The sequence below is a fragment of the Siphonobacter curvatus genome, assembly GCF_002943425.1.
Taxonomy (GTDB): domain Bacteria; phylum Bacteroidota; class Bacteroidia; order Cytophagales; family Spirosomataceae; genus Siphonobacter; species Siphonobacter curvatus.
Genome location: NZ_PTRA01000004.1, coordinates 232454 through 254264, shown reverse-complemented (window position 1 = coordinate 254264; position 21811 = coordinate 232454). Strand labels below are relative to the sequence as shown.

13 protein-coding genes are annotated in these 21811 nt (G+C 51.8%); 12 read left to right on the top strand and 1 reads right to left on the bottom strand.

The window, feature by feature from the left end; genetic code table 11:
- Window positions 1–5 precede the first annotated feature (5 nt).
- The 8 genes from C5O19_RS19675 to C5O19_RS19640 all read left to right on the top strand — a co-directional run bounded on the left by C5O19_RS19675 (window position 6) and on the right by C5O19_RS19640 (window position 12321).
- On the top strand, window positions 6–3197 hold the full coding sequence (locus C5O19_RS19675) for a SusC/RagA family TonB-linked outer membrane protein (RefSeq protein WP_104715090.1): 3192 nt from the start codon (window positions 6–8) through the stop codon (window positions 3195–3197).
- 15 nt (window positions 3198–3212) lie between these two features.
- Window positions 3213–4898 (top strand): RagB/SusD family nutrient uptake outer membrane protein, encoded by a 1686-nt coding sequence (locus C5O19_RS19670; protein ID WP_104715089.1) that lies wholly within the window; start codon window positions 3213–3215, stop codon window positions 4896–4898.
- 168 nt (window positions 4899–5066) lie between these two features.
- Window positions 5067–5924, top strand: a complete 858-nt coding sequence (locus C5O19_RS19665) for a sugar phosphate isomerase/epimerase family protein (protein WP_104715088.1) — start codon at window positions 5067–5069, stop codon at window positions 5922–5924.
- Window positions 5925–5927: 3 nt separating this feature from the next.
- Window positions 5928–7088, top strand: a complete 1161-nt coding sequence (locus tag C5O19_RS19660; protein ID WP_104715087.1) for a Gfo/Idh/MocA family protein — start codon at window positions 5928–5930, stop codon at window positions 7086–7088.
- 16 nt (window positions 7089–7104) lie between these two features.
- Window positions 7105–7998 (top strand): phytanoyl-CoA dioxygenase family protein, encoded by an 894-nt coding sequence (locus C5O19_RS19655; RefSeq protein ID WP_104715086.1) that lies wholly within the window; start codon window positions 7105–7107, stop codon window positions 7996–7998.
- Between the two features lie 18 nt (window positions 7999–8016).
- A complete protein-coding gene (locus C5O19_RS19650) occupies window positions 8017–8913 on the top strand; it encodes a sugar phosphate isomerase/epimerase family protein (protein ID WP_104715085.1) in 897 nt (298 codons plus the stop codon).
- 79 nt (window positions 8914–8992) lie between these two features.
- Complete coding sequence (locus C5O19_RS19645; protein WP_104715084.1) at window positions 8993–10351, top strand: glycoside hydrolase family 140 protein; 1359 nt, start codon at window positions 8993–8995, stop codon at window positions 10349–10351.
- Window positions 10352–10362: 11 nt separating this feature from the next.
- Window positions 10363–12321, top strand: coding sequence for a sialate O-acetylesterase (locus tag C5O19_RS19640; protein ID WP_104715083.1), 1959 nt, complete (start codon window positions 10363–10365; stop codon window positions 12319–12321).
- A 318-nt stretch (window positions 12322–12639) separates the two neighbouring features.
- On the opposite strand, the gene C5O19_RS19635 is transcribed toward C5O19_RS19640, so the two are convergent.
- On the bottom strand, window positions 12640–13662 hold the full coding sequence (locus tag C5O19_RS19635) for a LacI family DNA-binding transcriptional regulator (RefSeq protein WP_262509735.1): 1023 nt from the start codon (window positions 13660–13662) through the stop codon (window positions 12640–12642).
- A 430-nt stretch (window positions 13663–14092) separates the two neighbouring features.
- On the opposite strand from C5O19_RS19635, the gene C5O19_RS19630 reads away from it, so the two are divergent.
- The 4 genes from C5O19_RS19630 (at window position 14093) to C5O19_RS19615 (ending at window position 21801) form a co-directional block, all read left to right on the top strand.
- Window positions 14093–14794, top strand: a complete 702-nt coding sequence (locus C5O19_RS19630) for a response regulator transcription factor (protein WP_243406451.1) — start codon at window positions 14093–14095, stop codon at window positions 14792–14794.
- Window positions 14795–14837: 43 nt separating this feature from the next.
- A complete protein-coding gene (locus C5O19_RS19625; RefSeq protein WP_104715081.1) occupies window positions 14838–16568 on the top strand; it encodes a sensor histidine kinase in 1731 nt (576 codons plus the stop codon).
- Between the two features lie 512 nt (window positions 16569–17080).
- Window positions 17081–20212: a SusC/RagA family TonB-linked outer membrane protein gene (locus C5O19_RS19620; protein WP_104715080.1), complete on the top strand. Its 3132-nt coding sequence runs from the start codon at window positions 17081–17083 to the stop codon at window positions 20210–20212.
- A 23-nt stretch (window positions 20213–20235) separates the two neighbouring features.
- A complete protein-coding gene (locus C5O19_RS19615; RefSeq protein WP_104715079.1) occupies window positions 20236–21801 on the top strand; it encodes a RagB/SusD family nutrient uptake outer membrane protein in 1566 nt (521 codons plus the stop codon).
- Window positions 21802–21811: the final 10 nt, after the last annotated feature.

Genomic DNA, 21811 nt, shown 5'->3' with positions numbered 1-21811 from the left:
TATCTATGAAACAATACTATCTATTGTTGCTAGCTTTCTTGTGCCTGGCGGTGACCTCAGAAGGCTGGACTCAGACTACCACCGTCAAAGGCGTGGCTCGGGCCAAAGACACGGGCGAAGTACTTCCGGGCGTCAGTATCCTCGTCAAAGGAACGACCTCGGGAACGGTCACCAATGCCGTGGGGGTGTACAGCCTATCCGTACCCGATGCCAACGCTACACTGATTTTTTCTTTTGTTGGCTACACGCCGCAGGAAATAGCCCTAGCGGGACGTACAACGCTGGACGTTGAGCTGGAATCAGACGACAAAAAACTCAATGAAGTCGTTGTTATTGGCTACGGGCAAGTGAACCGCCGGGACCTTACCGGTTCGGTATCGACCGTGAAAGGACAGGATTTGTTACGCAACATTCCCGTAAGCGTCAACCAAAGTTTACAGGGACAAATTGCGGGCGTAAACGTCAACAAAGGCGACGGTGCTCCAGGTGGTGGCATCAGCATGACCATTCGCGGAGCCAACTCTTTCACGGGTAGCGAACCGCTGTACGTCATCGACGGTATTCCGTTCACCTCCGCCGCTACGCCCGCCGGAGCCGAGGGTTCCATGCAAACCATCAATGTACTGGCCAACATGAACCCGCAGGACATCGAGAGCATCGAAGTACTCAAGGATGCCTCCGCCACCGCCATTTACGGTTCGCGGGGAGCCAACGGAGTGGTATTGATCACGACGAAAAAAGGCAAAGCCGGAAAAGATCGCGTAGAATTCACCACCAACCTGAGTCTGGGCCGGGTATCAAAACGCATTCCGATGCTGAATGGCTATCAGTACGCACTGTTTCAAAACGAAGCTTACGCTAACGCTAGTAAGTACATCGGCACGACGTTGGAAGTGCCTTTTCCGGGGAAAATTGGCCGCGACCCGGTATTGGGTGAAAACACGTACCTGCCCGGACCGGAAGACTACCGTGACGGTTTACCCGAAGGCACCCAGTATCCGGCTGGTTTCAAAGGTACCAACTGGCAGGATGAGGTATTCCGCCCCGCCGTTACGCAGGATTATACGCTGTCGGTTTCGGGTGGGAATGATCGCGGCACGTACCTGATTTCGGGAAATTACCTGGATCAGCAGGGTGTATTGCTCAACTCCGGTTTCAAACGGTACAGTCTGCAATTCAACCTCGAACGCAAAATTGGTAAATTACTGACGATCGGTACGAGCAACAACATTGCCTACACGACCTATCAATTAGGAAAAACCAATACGTCCGGGGCTCAGCCCAGTTTGATCAGTTCGACGATCTTCTTCCCGTCTACGTACCCGGTGAACGATCCGAATTCGGCCTTCCGGGAATCGCTGATCAATACGTCCAATCTGGCCAATCCGTACAAAACCACGCAGTCGGCCCGTGATTTTACGTACTCGACCCGCGTGTACACCACGGCGTTTGCTCAACTGAACTTTACGCCCGCCCTGAATTTCCGGCAACGCATGGGGTATAACTACAACCTCAACTCGCGGGAGATTTACTACGGACGCGATCTGAACGAAGGCCGCACGCCCGTCAATGGCTTCGGCATGGTGAGCGATAATAACTACTCGCAGTTGACGATGGAGTCGATTCTGACCTACATCAAAACGTTCGGTACGAAGCACAACATCAACGCCGTAGCCGCTTACACCTACGAAAAAGGCGTTTCCGAGTACAAAACGATGTCGGCCACGGGTTTCCCAACGGACCTTACCAAAAACTTTAACCTCCGAGCAGGTCTGCGTCCTTCACCGCTGCAAAACGGTCGGAACGACAACGCGCTGATGTCGGTACTGGGTCGGGTTAACTATAGCTACGACGGCAAATACCTCTTCACGGCTTCCTTCCGCCGTGATGGTTCCAGCAAATTTGCCATCCGCAACAAGTGGGCTAACTTTGCCTCGTTTGCTCTGGCCTGGAACGCGGGCGAAGAAGAATTCATCCGGAATTTGGGGGTATTCTCGACGCTGAAAGTGCGGACGAGTGTGGGACAAACGGGTAATCAGGGCATCGGACCTTACGGCAGTATCTACGCCACGACGATTGCCAACGTACCTTTTGGTGGATCCGAACAGAGTGGTTTTGCGGTGGATAACGGTCGCGGTCTGGTTGATCCAAACATCAAGTGGGAAACGACCACGCAGTATGATTTCGGCGTTGATTTTGGTTTCATGAATAACCGTTTCAATGTAACCGTCGATCTGTACAAGAAGCATACGAAAGACCTGCTCCAAACCATCCAGATTGCCCCCAGCAACGGCTTCAATACCATGCTGACCAATTACGGAACGGTGGAAAACAAAGGCTTGGAAATTACGGCGGTGGGAACACTGGTGCAGCAGAATGCCTTCAAGTGGGATTTGAACGCCAATATTTCCTTCAACCGAAACAAGATCATGGATCTGCCCGCCGACCAGTTTGCTCAGCGGTTGTACTACTCCTACGATAACATCTTCATCCAGCGGAATGGATACCCCATCGGCACGATCTACGGACTGGTAGAAGACGGTTACTACGACGACATTGCCGAAGTACGGGCCGATCCGCAGTTTGCCAACTGGTCAGAAACGCAGCTTCGTTCGAAACTGGGCGAGATCAAGTACAAAAACATGGATAACAATCCGGCCAGTATCAGCGAGAGTACCGACCGTACGATCATCGGTAATACCAACCCGGATTTTACCTACGGTTTTACGAACAACTTTTCCTACAAAGGTTTCAACCTCAGTATCTTCTTCCAGGGCGTACAGGGGGGCAATATCGTCAACACCAACCTGCTGAAAGTACGGATGAACCAGTTGGGCAACGTACCGCAGTGGGCCTACGATACCCGCTGGACGGAAGACAACAAAGCCGATGCCAAATGGCCCCGGGCCGATGCTTCGCAGGTACGGGTGATGTTATTCTCGGATCGGTATCTGGAGGATGCTTCTTACCTGCGACTGAAAACGGTCAACCTGGGGTATACCTTCAAGACGCCGGTGAAATACGTGGAATCACTGAATGTATACGGTAGCCTGGGCAACCTGCTGACCTTCTCGAAGTACAGCTGGTACGATCCCGACGTGAACTCCTTCGGGGGCGATGCCTCCCGCCGGGGCGTGGATATGAACTCGTATCCCAATAACCGAACCATTACGCTGGGCTTCAAAGCTTCCTTTTAATCCTCCGAACTTTCTATGAAAAAGATACATATAGCATTAGTAGCCCTGGTACTGTCCAGCACGTCCTGCAAGGATGCTTTGAAAGAAACGCCGTATGATTTCGTTGGTCCCGATCAGGTAGGAACGACTACCGAAGCTGACGCCAAGCTCTGGGTCAATGGCGTACTGAATACCTTGAACAGCGGCTCCTTTTTTCAGTATGCCGTCTATAACCGTCCGCTGGAAGTGGACGCCGACGATGTAACCGGCAAGGATTACGCATTCCAGGCGATGGGAGCGGGGAACTTCCAGTCTACCTCCGACATCAACACCTTCTGGGGCGGACCTTATACCCTGATCGAACGCTGCAATTTCGCCATTACGAAAGTCAGCCAGATCACGATTGACGATGCTTCGAAAAACAACGCCCTCGGTCAATTGTACTTCCTTAGGGGCTGGGCGTATTACATGCTCGTTCGGGCGTACGGACCCATCCCCATCTTCAAAAAATCCGTAACCGAAGGCGAAAACACGAACCAGCCCCGGGCCTCCGTACCTGACGTGTACGCCCACATCATCGAAAACCTGAAAATGGCCGAGACGATGCTGTACACCCGCACCAACGCCCGCTACGAAACGGGTCGGCTGAGTCAGGAAGCGGCAAAAACCTTACTGGCTAAAGTCTACGTAACGATGGCTTCCGGAGCCCTAAAGGGAGCCCAGGTCACCGTACTGGGTGGCCGGCAACGGGAGACGGTCAACGGCGTCGTGCGTCGCATCCAGCCGACGGCCACTACCTACACCAAGAGCGTGGTAGCGGGTCACGAATCCTTTGACGCCGCTCAGTACTTCAAACTGGCCCGCGATAAAGCCAAGGAAGTAATTGACATGCAAAAAGCCGGTTCACCCATCGATCTGTTCCCGCGGTACATGGATACCTGGGCTATTGGCAACCGCAACAAGGGCGAGCACCTCTGGCAGATGAACGCCATCACGGGATCGGAGATTTTCGGTAACTTCCTGTCGTACCATTACGTAGGGTATCTGATGGCGAACGGTTCCATCGACGGGGCCCTGTACGCCATGTCGGACCACTGGTACGAACTCTTCGAGGAAAAAGACCAGCGAATTACCGAAGGCGTACAGCACCGCTGGCGGATGTTCAGTAACGCCGCCTGGCATTACTACCCCGCTAAAGACAGTCTGAAAGTGAAAAACAGTGGGACTGTACCCACGGCGGAAGGTTACCAGCCTACGGATGTTTATTCCGCCGACCAGTTTCATACGGCCAAGCTGAGCAAGTACGCTCAGGTCTCTGACCGGACGGTACAGCGTTCGGATATGCCCTTTCCGTTCCTGCGGTACGCCGAAACCTTACTAATTTTTGCCGAAGCCGAAAACGAAGTCAACGGTCCAACGGCTGATGCCTACGAGGCTCTTAACAAAGTACGTCGTCGCAGTGGAGCCAGCGATGCTGCCAACCTCAATCAGCAGCAATTGCGTTCCTTCATCTTGCAGGAACGTCAACGCGAACTGGCCCTGGAAGGACACCGGGCCTGGGATATTCGCCGCTGGGGCATCTACCTGCAAGTCATGAATGCCATTGATATTGACGCCAATAACATCATCAAACGTCGTCAGGAGAAACATTTGTTGTTGCCGCTGCCGCTGAACGAAATCAACGGAAATACGGCCATCAATGAAAACAATCCGGGCTGGTAAGTTTCAGTAGGGTGGAGTCATAATTCCTTCGGGAACGGGACTGGTCCGAGACCGCCGACCGGACCAGTGTTGACACCGCCCTACTCAAATTCCTGATTTCTCTGGGTCGAGCTGGTATTTTTTCAGCTATTTGCGAAAAAGAGTACCTAAACCACTAATCAACGTTTTATGAAAGTTGGCATCGACAGCTACTGTTACCACCGCCTGTTTGGCGAAGTATACGCCGGACAAAATCAGCCCGACAAAATCCTGACGTTTGAAGATTTTCTGACGAAAACGGAAACGCTGGGCATTGACGGGGTATCCCTCGAATCGTGCTTCATCCCCAAATTCGACAAGGCGTATCTCGAGGGTGTCAAAGCCCATCTCGACCGCACGGGCCTCGACCGTGTGTATGCCTGGGGTCATCCCGACGGGCTGGAAGGCGGCAAGAACGAGCGGGCGTTTGAGGAAATGATCGAGCACATCGAATACGCCCAGCAGATTGGAGCCCCAGTGATGCGAGTCGTCGGCAGTAGTCTGATGTTTCGCTTTGAGCCGCACGGTCCGCAGCTCGAAAAGCTGACCCGAATGTTTTCCGAAGCCACAAAAATAGCCGAGCGATACGGCGTGAAACTGGCCGTTGAAAACCACATTGATTACAACTCAGACGAAATTCTGCAACTGATTCAGGGCGTAAACTCGCCGTATTTTGGCGTGAATTTCGACTCCGGAAATTTTCTGCGGGTGCTCGATGATCCCATCCAGGCGATGGAGAAACTGGCCCCGTACGTATTCGCCACGCACATCAAAGACCTGAAACCGGTCAAAGGCGTGCCCGTTAACGAGTGGTATTTCTTTTCCTGCGTACCCACGGGCGAGGGCCTGATTCCCAACGAACGCCTCGCCGAGCTTTTAAGTCAGCATAACTATCAGGGCTTCCTAGCAGTGGAGGTCGATTTTCTGCACCCCGATTATACCGACCGGGAAGAAGAAGTCGTCAAACAAAGCATACAGGCGCTCCGTTCACTGACTAAAACGCTCTAACGCATGGAAAAACAACTCAACGTCGGTATCGTCGGTACCAAGTTCATGGGCAAGGCCCACAGCAACGCCTGGAAAAAAGCACCGTTATTTTTTGATGTATCGGCTCAACCGATCCTGAAAGTCGCCTGCGGACGGCACGAAGCTTCCCTCAAGGAATTTGCCCAACAGTGGGGATGGCAGGAAACGGAGACGGACTGGAAGAAACTCGTCGCCCGTCCCGACATCGATATTATTGACATTGCTCTGCCCCAACAATTACACTATGAAGTGGCTTTAGCGGCGGCGAAGGAAGGCAAACACATTTTCTGCGAAAAACCGCTGGCGATGAATAGTCAGCAGGCGGAAGAGATGCTGAAGGTATGCGAAGACCATAAGGTTGTTCATTACCTCAACCACAACTACCGCCGTACGCCCGCCGTTGCTCTGGCCAAACGCATGATCGACGAAGGCAAAATCGGCCGGATTTTTCACTGGCGGTGTGCCTATCAGCAGGACTGGATTGTAGACCCCAGTTTTCCGCTTACTTGGCAACTCCGCAAAGAAACCGCTCAGGCCGGACCCCAGTGGGATTTGAACTCGCACGCAGTGGATCTGGCTCATTTTCTCATAGGCGACATCGCGACGGTTTCGGCCCTAACGACCAACTTCATCAAGGAACGCCCGCTGGCCGATGAATCAACTTCGGGCAATCTTAAAGCTGAAAGCAAGGGTGACGCAAAAGGAGAGGTAACCGTCGAAGATGCCGCCCTGATGCTCGTTCAGTTTGCCAATGGAGCCATCGGTTCATTTGAAGCGACGCGATTTGCAACGGGTAAGAAAAACGGTCTGACGTTCGAAATCTACGGCAGTAAGGGCAGTCTGCTGTTCGATCTGGAACGGATGAACGAATTGCAGTACTACTCCCGCGAAGACGCTGAAGGGTACCAGGGTTTCCGGACCATTTTGGCGACCGATGGCTCGCATCCCTACATGCAGCACTGGTGGCCCGCCGGGCACATCATCGGCTATGAACACGCCTTCGTGCACGCCGTGGTGGATTTTATTGACGCGATTGAAACCAAACAAACCATTACACCCAATTTCTCGGATGGCCTGAAGATTCTTCGGGTACTCGAGGCCGGACTTACCTCCGCCGAAAGGCACCAGCAAGTGATTATCAGTTAAACCAAACCCTAGTACTATGGAATCCTCTAACAAAGAAAAATTTGAACGCGACGGCTTTGTAATCGTCGATGTATTGACACCACAGGAAATCGATGATTTCCGCGAAGTGATGGATGCCTTGATCAGTCCAAAAATTCAATCGGCTGATACAGAGAAGCGTAGTTCATCCTTTCAACACTTAGGGGATGAAATCAAGGACTTTGGCAAAGAGGCCCGGCAGTACTACTTCCACCTGCTTACCAAGCCGGGTACGGAGTCGATTCACCACGCCTTTCACCACCCCGTGATTCTGAAGACGGTGGAAGAGCTGCTCGGGCCGAATCTAATTGTCAATAACGCTTCGATTCTGGCTGCGAATGAAGGGACGGAATACTCGCTGGGCTGGCACCGCGACATCATCCAGATTCCGCAGAATGAAATTGAAGACTGGCTGTTCTCGCCCGAACGCTTTCACAACAGCGTACAGATTAACCTGCCGCTGGTAGATGAAAACTCGCTTTGGGTGGTTCCCGGCAGCCACAACCGGCCCAATACGCCGCAAGAAGACGAAGCCTTTCGGGGATCGAAACATTACGCCCCCGTGGGGGTTGAAATGCCCGGCGGCATTCCCGTGCCTTTGAAAGCGGGTCAGGCGGTTTTGTACAACAATAATCTGATTCACCGGGGGTTCACGGAAAAAATGAAGATTCCCCGTCGGACCTTACACATGGGCTATCACAGTGCAAACTTCCCGCCGACCTGGCATTTTTACCTGCTCAACGGCGATCTGCTGACGCCCCAGTACCTCGACACGCTTAGTCCGACGATGCGACGCATGATGGAAGAGTACCTTGAATGCCGTCGCCAGTATCCTGATATGAGTCAGACCTGGAAGTGGTCGTACAATTTTCCCAATGAACTCGCCGTGTAAGGGCGTATGGTTTTTCCTATGAGACGTTTTCTTTTCTTCCCGCTTCTGGCCCTGCTCTTTCTTTCCGCTAAATCCGCAATGGCTCAGCGAAAAGCGAAAAGTATCTACGCCCGCGACAATCTGGTGGCCTGGTGTATTGTGCCGTTTGATACTAAAAACCGGGGTCCGGTCGAACGGGCCGAAATGCTCAACCAGCTGGGCATTACCAAACTCGCCTACGATTGGCGGGAAAAACACATCCCGACCTTCGACGAAGAGTTTGAGGCCTGCCGGAAACACCATATAAAGTTTGAGGCTTTCTGGCTGTACTCTGGACCCAATCCGGAAGAGGACAAGGGCCTACAGGCCGTATTCGAAGTCCTGAAACGTCAGAAAGCGAAGATGCAAATCTGGTGCATGATTGGCGGCATCAAAGGCCTAGACGCCATGAGCGAGGAAGAAAAGATCAAAGCTGTTGCCCGGCCCGTTGAGTACATTGCCGATCGGGCCGCGGAGCTAGGCTGTACGGTTGGATTGTACAACCACGGCGGCTGGTTTGGCGAACCCGAAAATCAGTTGAAAATCATTGCGTACCTCAAAAAGCCTAACCTCGGAATCGTGTATAACTTCCACCACGCGGAAGAACACATCGAACGGTTCCCGGTTTTCTTCCCGAAAATGCTTCCGCACCTGATGGCCCTGAATCTGGCGGGACTGAAAAAGGGAAATCCCGTGAAAGTCGTGCCCATTGGTCAGGGTGACGCCGAAGCCGGGATGATGCGAATCGTCCAGCAAAGCAAATACCGCGGACCCATCGGGATCATCAATGAAGATACCGCACCAGATGCGGAAGTGGGCCTTCGGCTAAATATGGACGGACTCCAGAAAATTCTTAAATCCTGGGGAGATACCGCTACGCTTAAAACCTACCAGTAAGCCTTTTTAACTTCCCGAAACTTTTAGCGTTTTGGGAAGTTTTTTAGTTTTAGTACCATCTGCTTCGGCATCCTGACTTATGCGTTTTCGTTTTCTATTTGCCTTCTTCTTTCTCTCCCTGCTCGCTCACGCCCAAACGGACTTACGCGTGAGTGACAACAAACGTTTCCTGGTTTACCAAAACGGTAAACCCTTCTTTTACCTGGGTGATACAGCCTGGGAATTGTTCCACCGCCTCAACCGGGCGGATGCCAAAAAATACCTGAAAAACCGGAAGAAAAAAGGCTTTACCGTGATTCAGGCCGTAGTACTGGCCGAGCACGATGGCCTGCGGGATCCCAATGCTTACGGACAGGTTCCTTTTCAGAATACCGATCCGAGCCAGCCGAATGAGGCCTATTTCGCTCATGTGGATTACATCCTGAAGCAGGCGGACCGCCTGGGTTTGCACGTAGCCTTACTGCCAACCTGGGGGGATAAACTGCATAAAGACAAGTGGGGCATCGGGCCGGAAATTTTCAACGAGAAATCAATCTACGCTTACGGTAAATACCTCGGCGAACGCTATAAACATCGCAGAAACATCATTTGGGTGATCGGGGGTGATCGCAATCCCCGGAAAGGGTCGGCGGACGTAGAGGTTTGGCGGGCTCTGGCGAAAGGCGTGACGGAAGGCGTAGGTGGGGCGGACAAGGCCTTGATGACGTTCCATCCGCAGACGAGTTCTTCCACCTGGTTTCACACCGACGACTGGCTGGATTTTAATCTATTCCAGACGGGACATTGTGCGGACAGCAAGGTATGGGAACAGATTTCGCAGGATTACCGGCTGGCACCCGTAAAACCTACGATGGACGGTGAACCCTTGTACGAAGAAATTCCGGTGTGTTTCGACCTGAAAAAAAACGGTTACGCCGATCCAAATGACGTACGCCGGAAAGCGTACCAAAGTCTCTTTGCCGGGGCTCATGGGTTTACCTACGGCTGTAACAACATCTGGCAAATGTATGTACCGGGTCGTAAAGGCTACATTGATCCTACCAAACCCTGGTACGAGTCGCTCGACTTGCCCGCCGCCCAGACGATGCCCTACGTTCGCAAGCTTATGGAGTCGCGTCCGTATCTGGATCGAATTCCGGACCAAACCTTGGTTCCCGGTACAAATTCCAACGATCCCAAAAAACGGATTCAGGCCACGCGGGGTAGCGATTACGCCTTTGTGTATGCTTCTTCGGGACAACCCTTTCAGGTACAAATGGGTATCATTTCCGGTAAAGAGGTAAAAGCGTCCTGGTACAATCCCCGAACCGGCAAGGCTCAGAAAGCGGAGACGCTGCCCAATACCGGTGTTCAAACCTTTACCCCCCCCAGTCAAGGCAACGATCAGGATTGGGTGCTGGTACTGGATGACGCTTCGCGGTCGTTCCGTTCTTTGTAAATGCATCTGGAATGAAAAAGCTTCTCCTTTGCTTACTGGGGCTGGTAAGTCTTTCCGTTTCGGGTCAGGTACGGCTGGCTCGCCTGTTTGCTGATCACGTAGTCCTGCAACGGCAGAAACCCATTCCCGTATGGGGCTGGGCTCAGCCGAAGGAGAAAGTGACAGTGGTACTGGCGGGCAGGACCCAAACGGCCAAAGCAGACGCCCAGGGCAAATGGATGGTCCGCTTTCCGGCGATGGAAGCGGGCGGACCGTATGAACTACGCGTTTTTGCCAAATCGGGTAACACGTCCATCAGCGACGTGTTGCTGGGGGAAGTATGGCTTTGCTCGGGCCAGTCGAATATGGAATGGGCGGTAGACCGTGCCCAGCAGTTTGAAACCGAACGCAAAGATGCCAACTACCCGCAGATTCGCCAGTTCCGGGTAGCCAATGAGCTGGATCTAAGGCCGCACCCGGATTTGGAAACGGGTGAGTGGCAGGTCTGTTCACCCCAGACGGTGGGCGGCTTTACGGCGGTTGGCTTTTTCTTCGCTCGGGAAGTCTATCAGAAACTGAATGTACCCATTGGTCTGCTGCATTCGTCCTGGGGTGGTTCCGACATCGAGGGCTGGATCAGTAAAGAAGCCTTGCTTTCGGATCCCGAACTTCGGGAAAATGCCCAACGCCTGCCCGCTACCTGGGCCGAGGCGGATTCGATGAGTGAACGGAATTTCCGGCAGAAATTTTATGGCCGTGCCACCTACGTTCCTACGGCGGCGGATGAACAGAAATTCCTCAGTTCTGACGTAGACTTTTCGAAGTGGGTTCCGCTGTATGATCCGATTGGTCAATGGTACTACCGGGGACTGTTTGCTTTCAAAGGCAATGGTTATATGGGCCGGATCGTCCAGATACCTGCCGCAATGGCCAGTCAGCCGACTACGCTGGTGTTGGCCGATAATGACAGTCCGACGGACGTGTACCTCAACGGGAAAAAGATTGCGGAGGGCGTCGTAAAAGGGATTCGGGAAATCAAATTACCCGCTCATACCTGGAAATCGGGAGCAAATCAGCTCGTGATGAAACTCCAGAAGCGGACGAATCCCGAATGGTTTGGACTGGGCTTGCTGGGTAGCCTTCAACACCTGTACGTAGCCAGTGAAACCGACAAAATCAGTTTGGTTACGGACTGGAAAATTATGCCTTCACTGGCCGAACCGCACGGGTTTGTACCCATGCTGAATCGCCTGCCGACGACGCTTTACAATACCAAACTGGCCCCGCTGATTCCGTTTGGTATTCGGGGTGTTTTGTGGTATCAGGGTGAAAACAACGCCGATCGGGCTTATCAGTACCGCCGGAGTTTTCCCCTGCTGATCAACGACTGGCGGCAAGGCTGGAGCGAAACGTTGCCCTTCTATTTCGTACAACTTTCGAGCTTTGGCACCGATCAGAGTAGCAACCAGGGAAGTGCCTGGGCAGAGCTACGGGAAGCCCAGACGATGACGCTGCAACTGCCGAAAACCGGAATGGCCGTTACGACGGACATTGGCAATGCCACCGACATTCACCCCACCAACAAGCAGGACGTGGGCCATCGACTGGCAATACAAGCCCTGCATTTTGAGTACGGACAACCCATGGCGTATAGCTCACCCCTGCTGGATACGGTGCATTTTCAGGGAAGTAAAGCCGTACTCCGTTTTAAATTCGCGGAGCATGGGCTGATCGTAAAAGACAAATACGGTTACGTCAAAGGCTTCGAGATCGCTGGTGCCGACCGGGTTTTCCATTATGCCCAGGCTCAGATCAAAGGCAATACCATCGAAGTGTCTCATCCCAGCGTCCTGCAACCCCAGGCCGTTCGTTACGCCTGGTCCGACGCTCCCATCGAAGCCAACGTCTTCAATACCGAAGGCCTCCCCCTAAACTCCTTCCGCACCGACCAATGGCCAGGAGTGACGGAAAAGCGGAAGTATGAGCGGTAAATTGGTTGTTTGTTTTGAGTTGCTGATTATTAGAAATTCGGCACGGACGACATAAAACCAAATCCCGTCCTATCACATGCCATGTCGGAATGTTCAAGCTGCCTAGCTCCTCGGTAATGCGGTAGCCCTGAACAAGAGCAGGCCAGCAGCGAGCGTGCCCGCATGGGATGCCCCGCATGGGATGCCCCGCATGCGATGCCCGGCATGGAAAGCACACGGACTAAATGACCCGCCAACTTAGCGGAACCAATAATACTAACTACCCGTAATACTAATTGATAAACAAGGTATACCGCCTAAAAGAGTAAAAAATGAATCTTACTTCACATGATACTTCAAATTCGACTTCATCACGATATCAATCGGCAGATAATAGCTTTCCGGTAAATCTTTCTTGAGCAGAATACTTTGGGATAAAAGCTTGATTCCTTCGTAAGCCTGCATTTTGGGTTGCTGACTGATGAGAAAATGAATCGTACCATTTCCCAGGAAATGAATGGTTTCGGGAATAACGTCGTAGCCGATAAGCCGATAATCCGTAAATCCCTGCTGTTCGAGCACCTGAGCGACGTGTTGCACGCCGTTGATCGTAAAAATACCATTCAAGTTCGGCGTCTGCCGGATTACCTCAGCTAATTGCTGGGCAATTTCCTGCGAAAAACCGCGACGAGATTCGAACCTGATAAGCTCAGTAGTCAGGGAAGTTTCCCGGAAAAAAGCCAGGAAGCCCTCTTCCCGTTTAGCGAACTGTAGGTGGTTATCGTGTTCCTGTACAATGTTGGCTAACAGGATCGTACCGTCAGAGGGGATGCAATAAGAAAGCAGTTCGGCCGCCAGATAGCCACTATCATAAGCGTTTTGTCCGATGTAACGGACACCAGTTTCATCCGGCAGATTCGTATCAAATAACAGGCAGGGCACCTGACTCTTTTGACAGTGCCGGAGCAAACGAATGGCTTCCTCGTAAAATACGGGTACCATAAAGACGCCGTCAACCGTATCGGCCATGATTTCGTTAACCCGCTCCCGAAAGGAATCTTCGCTATTTTGATCGAAATAAAACACCTTGGTCGTGACTTCCAGTTGCCGGATTTCCTTCTCCGCCTGTTCAACGCCTAGTATGTGATCATGCCAGAAAGGAATTTCTTTGGTAGCCTGTGGAAGCAGTACCGCTACCACGTATTCTTTCGTGGATTTCAGGCGACTGGCCAACAGGTTAGGCTGGTAGTTCAGCTCTTCAATGGCCTTGAGAATACGTTCCCGCGTTTCCTGGGATACGCCACCGCGGTTGTGTAACACACGATCGACAGGGCCAATGGAAACATTGGCGTGCCGGGCGATATCCTTGATTCCGATCTGTTTATCCTTGTGTTTGATAAGCTGAAGATTTTTATCAAAGTTAATACATTCTGGGTTAGGATGATGGGAAGCTTTCAGGTTTAATCCATTAATTTCGAGGTTTGAAAATCAGGGTATCAGACGTAGTCAAAGGCCTTTGAGAATCATGAAATAATTCTTGTACGACGCCCGTCCGCTTCCGATGGGTTAGGGTAAAACTACCACATCAATCGAAGCTTTACAAAAGATCGGTCTTAGGGTATACCCTAGATTTTTTAGGATAAAGGGTTTTCCCTAATCAACGTATATGTAATTAATCCTATTTTTGCTGAACAAATTTCTATTGGGTAGGAAGCTTTAGTGATCACAACGCTGACTCATCGATAGTCCCCTAAAAAACTTAACCTAATAAACAATTATTTCATAATGGCTCATGCCCTTAACACTGCCTCTGCCCCGGGAGTTTTCGCCTCTACCTCAACCCAAGGCCTCTAAAGCGATGATACGGGTATTGATTGCCGATGATCACAACGTATTTGTTGAGGGAATTGAATCCTTAATTTCGGGTTCCGCCAACATTCAGGTTACGGAACGGTGCTATACCAGTGCTTCGGTACTGGAGCGACTCGAAACGACCGCCGTGGATGTGGTTTTACTGGACATTTCTTTTCCCCAAATCGAAGACGGACTGAGTCTATGCGAAGCCATTACGCGGCAGTATCCGGCGTGTCAGGTGATTGCACTGACCATGCACGATGATGCCAGTCTGATCAAGCGAGTAGTCAAGAAAGGAGCCCGGGGGTATCTCTTAAAAAATACCACGAAGCTGGAATTGCTCGAAGCGATTGAACGCGTGTACCAGGGAAAGCAATATTTTAACGATACCATTACCCAGATTTTACTGACGAACGGCAAGACCCGGAAAGCCGGAAATGTACGCCTGAACCTGACGCCCCGCGAATCGGAAGTACTAGCTCTCATTGCTCAGGGACTAACGACTCAACAAATGGCTACGCAACTGTTTGTCAGTGTGAAAGCAGTTGAGTTTCACCGAAGTAGCTTATTGCTCAAGTTTGATGTACCCAACACGGCGTTGCTGATTAAAACGGCGATGGAAATGCAGTATATTGATTGATATACGAAAGAAAAGAAGGATTGAAGCCGCTTTACTAACGCAAATGAAATTGTTTCGGGTAACGTTCCTACTGGCTTGGGTCACTTTACTAGGCCCAGTATCGAAGGGCTGGGCATTGGCCGAAACACCCGTGATTGATAGTTTGAACCAGCGGGTCCGTACACTGGTAGAACAGCAACACTGGAAAGCCGCCGCTCAGGTTAGTGAACGCATTGGGAGCTTGTACCACCAACAATACGGCTACAATCAGTATACCATCGAAGCGTATTTTAACAGCCTAACGTACTACCACCGTGTTGGAGATTCGGTAGGGTATTACAACGTGCATATTTTGATCGGTGATTACTATACGCATGATTATTTCATGCAAAATCACGCAGAACAGTACCTGAAGCGAGCCCTGCGTTTTTTTGAGCGAACGAAGAACACCACCAAAATTATTGAGTGTCACCTGGATTTGGCCAATATCATCCAGAATAAGGAACCGATTCCGAAAACACTGTTTACCGAGTTACGCCGGACGGAACGACTGAGCGAGCAAACCAAACAAGCCTATTTTCAAGCCTATGCCCTGAACTTACTGGCTACGACGTATTCCCGGACCAAACAACCCGACTCGGCCCGGTACTTTGCGACCCGCAGCCTGAAGATGGCCCGGGAGCAGAACATTAGCTGGCTGATTGCCCTCAATCTTTTTTACCTGGGCATTACCGAACAGTTTAAAGATCGATCCGAGGCGGCCATTCAGTATTATCAGAAAAGTTATCGCATTGCTGATTCCGTAAATAATGTTTCCATGTTACGGGAGCTGACGCGACACGCGGCGGAAAGCTATGCCCATCAGGATAAGTACAAGGAGGCGTATGAATCCTTATTGCAATCACTGGCTTACACCCAGGAGTTCTATTATTCGGAGCAGACGAAAAGTATTCGATTACAGGAGCTGGACAGTCAGATCAAGACGTTAGCGGTGGAAAAGGCGTTAGTCAAGGAGCAAAGTCAGCATCAGCGTACGATCAATTCCATGCTGGTGATCGGACTGTTTATTAGTATCGTGGGCGTAGGGACGCTGATTTATATGCGACGTCAGCAAAAACTCATTGCCCAACAACAGGCCGTGATTGCCCAGCAGCAAATTCGGGAGCTGGAGCTTAAATCGCTACGGGCCATGATGGAAGGACAGGAGGGCGAACGCAGCCGCATTGCCCGCGATCTGCACGACGGACTGGGAATTCAGCTTTCGCGGATCAAGCTGTTTGTGGAGGCTCATCAAGAAGCTTTGCCCGCGTCGGTACGAGAGCCACTGAACCAGTTTTTGGATGAAGCCTGTACGGAAACACGATTGATTTCCAATGATTTACGCCCCTATGCATTGTCAACCTTCGGATTGATTCCGGCATTGGAAGATTTAACGCAAAAGCTGAATCTGGTCAATCAAACGAATGTGATTTTTGAGCATTACGGTGAAACACCCGTCTTAAGCGACGAAGCTTCGGTAATGCTGTACCGGGTGATTCAGGAGTTAATGAACAACGCCCTAAAACACGCCGATGCAAATACCATTACCCTGCAGATGATGATCAGTGAAGCGACGGCTTTGATTAGTGTAGACGACGACGGATGCGGTTTTGCGGAACCCTCCCGAACGGGCAACGGCATCACTAATATTCAGTCACGTATAGATTACCTCGGTGGGCAGGTGATGTGGCAGAGCGAAGCGGGCAAAGGGACGTCAGTTATGATTTCGCTACCGCTTAAATCAAGTGCAACTTAGGTTGTAATTGTATGTCCAGACTAGGTTTGGTCCCGCAGAGTGGCCGACTAGTAGCCATTGAGCCTTCCAGGCCGGACCTCTCCATAACTGTCTAGCTTAGCTCAGGCCACCGCGTTGCTCCCACCAGGGGGTGGCCCCCATGGAATGGTTTCATCCGCAAAGCGGTGGCCCAGAGCAGGATGAAAAGAGCGCTGGGCGTTCCAGCATGGGATGCCCCGCATAGGATGCCCCGCATGGAATGCATACGGACTAAAAGATCAGCCTTCTTAGCGGGACGAAAAACGCACGTAAAAGAAAAATATCTATCTCAAAAAAAACATATGCATCTATTTCTATTCCTCTAACCCCGTTTCCCATGTCTACCTACCCCTGCGTTAGCTAACCGATTTCCGGGCTTTTATGCGTGTATTCGGGTGTTCTGAATACACTTCTCGTACTCGTCCTCTACGGGTATGCGGGAACGCATACGCTCTAAACTCTCTACTACAGTCGCTTTCCTAATTCAATTTCTCATGATCAAACAATTATTGTTTCTATTTCTCTGGATAGGGGCTTGCCTGAGTGCCTTCGCTCAGCAGCGAACCATCCGTGGCGTCGTTTCGGATGCTCAGGGTACCACGCTGCCCGGAGCTTCCGTCTACGTCAAGGGCCTGCAACTGGGTACCACCACCGATGTGAATGGTCGCTTCACGATCAATGTACCCGCAGATGCCAAGGCCTTAACGGTTTCGTACGTAGGCATGCAAAACCAGGACATAGAGCTGGGCACAAAAACCGATCTTAGCATCACCCTCCAGTCCAATGACCGAAATTTTGATGAAGTCGTTGTCATCGGTTACGGAACGGCCAAACGCTCGGACGTTACCTCTTCTATCACGACCATTAAAGCTACGGAGTTGAAAGACATTCCAGCGGCGGGCGTCGATCAGCTCCTGCAGGGAAAAGCGGCTGGGGTAACGGTAACCAGCAACGGCGGTCAGCCCGGTGGCGGCGTATCGGTGAAGGTACGTGGCGTCACGTCCATCAACAGTAATGACCCCCTATTCGTGATCGACGGCGTTCCCTTCGTAAATGGTAATACTTCTGCCAGTTCAGGTTATGCCGGGCTGGGGGGTGGTGACGGTCAGACGGGGAACAGCGTCATGGCCATGCTAAACCCCAACGATATTGAATCGATTGACGTACTGAAAGATGCCTCCGCTCAGGCCATTTACGGCTCCCAGGCGGCTAACGGCGTTATTCTGGTGACAACCAAAAAAGGAAAGTCGGGCGAGGGAAAAATCAACTACGAAATGTACACTGGCGTATCGGAAGTGGCCAAACGGCTGGATCTGATGGATTTGCGAGATTTTGCCCGGTATCAGAATGAGGTACTGCCCATCATCGGCAATCCCGTATCCGACGAATTCCGCGATCCTTCCATTCTCGGCAAAGGTACGGATTGGCAGGAAGCCATGTTTCAGCGGGGGAAAATTCAGAACCATCAGCTGAGCTTCTCGGGCGGTCGCGAAAAAACTACGTACTACTTTTCACTAAACTATTTCGACAACAAAGGCATCCTGCTGGGTTCGGACTTCAAGCGATATTCCACCCGTTTCAGTCTGGACAATCAGTTAAAAAGCTGGGCTAAAGTCGGCTTAAGTGCCAACGTTTCGCGGAGTATTCAGAACGTGTCGCTAGCCGATGCCGCCGAAGGTACCATCTGGTGGGGAGCTTCGACCAGCCCGCTAATTCCGGTAAAAAACCTGGACGGTAGCTGGGGTGGTGGTCAAACCATTGGCGGGGTGCAGTACAACAACGCCAACCTAGTCGGCAACAGCCAGTTCCGGGGCAATACCAAAACGACGAATACGGTTTTCGGTAGCTTATACGCGGAGATCCAGTTGATGAAAGATTTGAGTTTACGTAATGAAGTATCCTACTCGCTTGGTCAGGATAACAACGTGGCCTTTCAAAAAGCGGGGAACGTGGGCGGCACGTCCTTCCGCAGCAAACTCATCGATTCGCGTTCGGACAGCTATTATTACTCCCTCACCAACTACCTGAATTACAACAAATACATTGGCAAACACGGTATTCAGCTGACGGTCGGTCATCAGGCTCAGTCGTCGTATTACCAGTCCATTTCGGGGTCAAAAGTGGATTTACAGGCCGATATTTTTGACCTCAACACGGGTAGCTCCGACCAGACAACCTGGGGTTTAGGCGGCGGTAAGGGACACTGGGCGATGGAATCGTACTTTGCCCGGGCTAATTATACCTACGGTGACCGGTACTCCATCTCGGCCAGTTTCCGGGCGGACGGTTCCTCTAACTTCGGTCCGAACAATCGCTGGGGGAATTTCCCAGGCGTATCGGCGGGCTGGACCATCTCGAACGAATCCTTCGCCAAAGGAGCCATGGCTAAAGTCGTCAATCACCTGAAACTGCGGGTCGGTTACGGAGCCGTGGGTAATCAGAACTTCCCCGGTGGAGCTCCAAACCCCGCCTACGTGGGAGCGGTGCAGTTTTTCTCCGGACCCGTGGGCTTTGGTACGTCCAACATGATCAACGGAATTCCAAACCCGAACCTGAAGTGGGAATCGGTGAAAACGACCAACGTGGGTCTGGATATTGGCTTCCTGAACGGCCGCATCGACGCAACCATCGATGCCTATAAAAAGGTAACGTCCGACATGATTATCTTCCTGACGGGTCCGAACCTGATTGGTGTAGGGGATCAGTGGGATGACTTGAAAGCTCCGCTGGGTAATGCCGGACAAATGACGAATACGGGCGTGGATCTGGGCATTACCTCAACCAACATCCGCAACGATAATTTTACCTGGAAAACCAACGCCGTACTGACGCAGTTTACCAATACCTACGACAAGGCCGCCAGTGCCGCTTCGGCCCTCGACGGAAAGGTATACTACAACAACTACCTCGTTACGCATACCACCCCCGGACGCCCCGTGGGTTCCTTCTGGGGTTTGGTAACGGATGGACTGTTCCGTAACCAGTCTGATCTGGATAACAGCCTGCCGCAGTTTGGCTACAAGGTGAACCAGAACGAAACCTGGCTGGGTGACATTCGCTTTAAGGATATCAACGGCGACAAGAAAATCGACGCGGGCGATATGACCTTCATTGGTAGTCCGCTACCCAAGTTTACCTGGGGTTTGACTAACTCATTCACGTACAAGGGAATCGATCTGTCGATTTTCCTGCAGGGAAGTCAGGGAGCGAAAGCTTTCAATTTCCTCCGCTGGCAACTGGAAGGTTTGAACAGTGCCTGGTCGAATCAGATGCGTACGGTGAATGACCGCTATACGGAAAGCAATCCGAACGGTTCTTTACCCCGTTTCACGGTGACGAACAAAAATAACATCGCCATGTCGGATCGCTACGTGGAAGATGCTTCGTACGCCCGGATTCAGAACATTACGCTGGGCTACCGCCTGCCGACCGCTTTCCTGAGTAAAATCAAAGTAAGCAACCTGCGGATTTACGGTTCGGTGCAAAACCTGAAAACCTTTACCCGCTATTCTGGCTACGATCCGGAAATCGGAGCCTTCAATAATAGCATCAAGCTCATGAATGTGGATATGGGCCATTATCCCAACCCCCGGACCTTTACCCTGGGAGCGAACCTGCAATTCTAAGCCAATCCTTACTTGATCAAGCAATGAAGCGTACCTTTTTATACTGCGGTTTAGCGGCCTCGCTGCTAACGGCCTGCAACAAAGAATTCATCGATCGTCCTTCTTTATCGGGAACGACGACGGGCAATTACTACAACAACGCCGAAGAAGTACGAGGAGCCACGAGTACCCTCTACAGCGGTCTGCCCTGGCGGAACTACGAAAGCCGGGCTCAGGATGCCATTGGCGACGTCATGAGCGGTAACATGTTCACGTATACCGACGTGGAATACCTCAACTTCACTTTGTCTTCGGCATCCGAACGCATTGGAGCGGCCTGGGGAGCGTTTTATAAAATCATCGGTTACTCGAACGTAATGATCAAAACGTTCGAGGAGAAAAAAGCCGCTGGTGGTGGAGCCGCGTATCTGGATCCGGCCATTGCCGAGTGCCATTTCATTCGCGGGACGGTGTATTTCTACATTGCCCGTACCTGGGGACATGCCCCCATCATTACCGATCCGGGAGAAACGGCTCTGTCGGGAAACTTCAACATTCCCCGTTACCTGCAATCCGACGTACTCCGCTTTGCTTTGGAAGAATTGAAGCTGGCCGAAGCCGGCTTGCCCGAGTCCGACGTACCGGGCCGCCTGACCAAGTATTCGGCCAAAGGCATGATGTCAAAACTGTACCTCTATCAGAAGGACTACGCCAATGCGAAAGCCAAGGCCGAGGAGGTGATGAATTCGGGTAAATACAATCTGGTGAGCGATTACAACGGGATGTTCACCAAGAGCAGCATGAATAACAACGAGGAATGTCTGTTCAGCATCCAGCACCAGCTTTCGGGCGATCCCTGGGGTACGGGCAACCTGAAAAACCCCGACCGGGGAGCGGCGAACCTACGTACGGCTGAGGCTGACGCCTGGGAAATGTACGTTCCTTCGCTGGATCTATTGAAAGAATACGAGTTTGGGGATTTACGCCGGAAATGGTCGGTGATGGAACACGGCTGGACGAATCCGAACTGGAAACCCCAACGCGTGAATGCTCCCAAGTACAACGCGTTCATGGCGAACGGATTTAAGTACGATACCCTGGTATCGGCGGATGAAGGCGGTAACCTGAACGCCACCCGTTCCAACATCGCTAAATACTTCGCGGGTCCGGGTAAAAGCTTCGGTAGCGATGCCGTACTGGGTCAGAACTCCGGCAACAATGTAGTACTGCTTCGCTACGCGGATATTCTGCTCATCTATGCCGAGGCTACGCTGGCCGGAGCTGCCTCCACGACTGACGCGAAAGCTCTGGCGGCCCTGAACAAGGTACGGGCCCGGGCGGGACTCTCACCCCGAACGTCGTTTACCATTGACGATATTCTGCACGAACGCCGCGTGGAATTTGCCTTCGAAGGCGATTACTGGTACGACATCCAGCGGCAGGGCTTTGCCAAGGCGAAAGCGATGATTCAGAAGCAGAACCGGGGTACGGCCACGGGAGCCAATTACATCACCACGTTTACCGAGGATAAGATGTACCTGCCCATTCCGGCGGGCGAGATTATCCAGGACCCTGAGTTAGCCAAAGATCCCGTACCCTATTACAAATAAGCTGGAAGGA

Coding starts and splice junctions, on each gene's coding strand:
- C5O19_RS19675 (WP_104715090.1), top strand. CDS start 6: ATGAAACAATACTATCTATTGTTGCTAGCTTTCTTGTGCCTGGCGGTG.
- C5O19_RS19670 (WP_104715089.1), top strand. CDS start 3,213: ATGAAAAAGATACATATAGCATTAGTAGCCCTGGTACTGTCCAGCACG.
- C5O19_RS19665 (WP_104715088.1), top strand. CDS start 5,067: ATGAAAGTTGGCATCGACAGCTACTGTTACCACCGCCTGTTTGGCGAA.
- C5O19_RS19660 (WP_104715087.1), top strand. CDS start 5,928: ATGGAAAAACAACTCAACGTCGGTATCGTCGGTACCAAGTTCATGGGC.
- C5O19_RS19655 (WP_104715086.1), top strand. CDS start 7,105: ATGGAATCCTCTAACAAAGAAAAATTTGAACGCGACGGCTTTGTAATC.
- C5O19_RS19650 (WP_104715085.1), top strand. CDS start 8,017: ATGAGACGTTTTCTTTTCTTCCCGCTTCTGGCCCTGCTCTTTCTTTCC.
- C5O19_RS19645 (WP_104715084.1), top strand. CDS start 8,993: ATGCGTTTTCGTTTTCTATTTGCCTTCTTCTTTCTCTCCCTGCTCGCT.
- C5O19_RS19640 (WP_104715083.1), top strand. CDS start 10,363: ATGAAAAAGCTTCTCCTTTGCTTACTGGGGCTGGTAAGTCTTTCCGTT.
- C5O19_RS19630 (WP_243406451.1), top strand. CDS start 14,093: ATGCCCTTAACACTGCCTCTGCCCCGGGAGTTTTCGCCTCTACCTCAA.
- C5O19_RS19625 (WP_104715081.1), top strand. CDS start 14,838: ATGAAATTGTTTCGGGTAACGTTCCTACTGGCTTGGGTCACTTTACTA.
- C5O19_RS19620 (WP_104715080.1), top strand. CDS start 17,081: ATGATCAAACAATTATTGTTTCTATTTCTCTGGATAGGGGCTTGCCTG.
- C5O19_RS19615 (WP_104715079.1), top strand. CDS start 20,236: ATGAAGCGTACCTTTTTATACTGCGGTTTAGCGGCCTCGCTGCTAACG.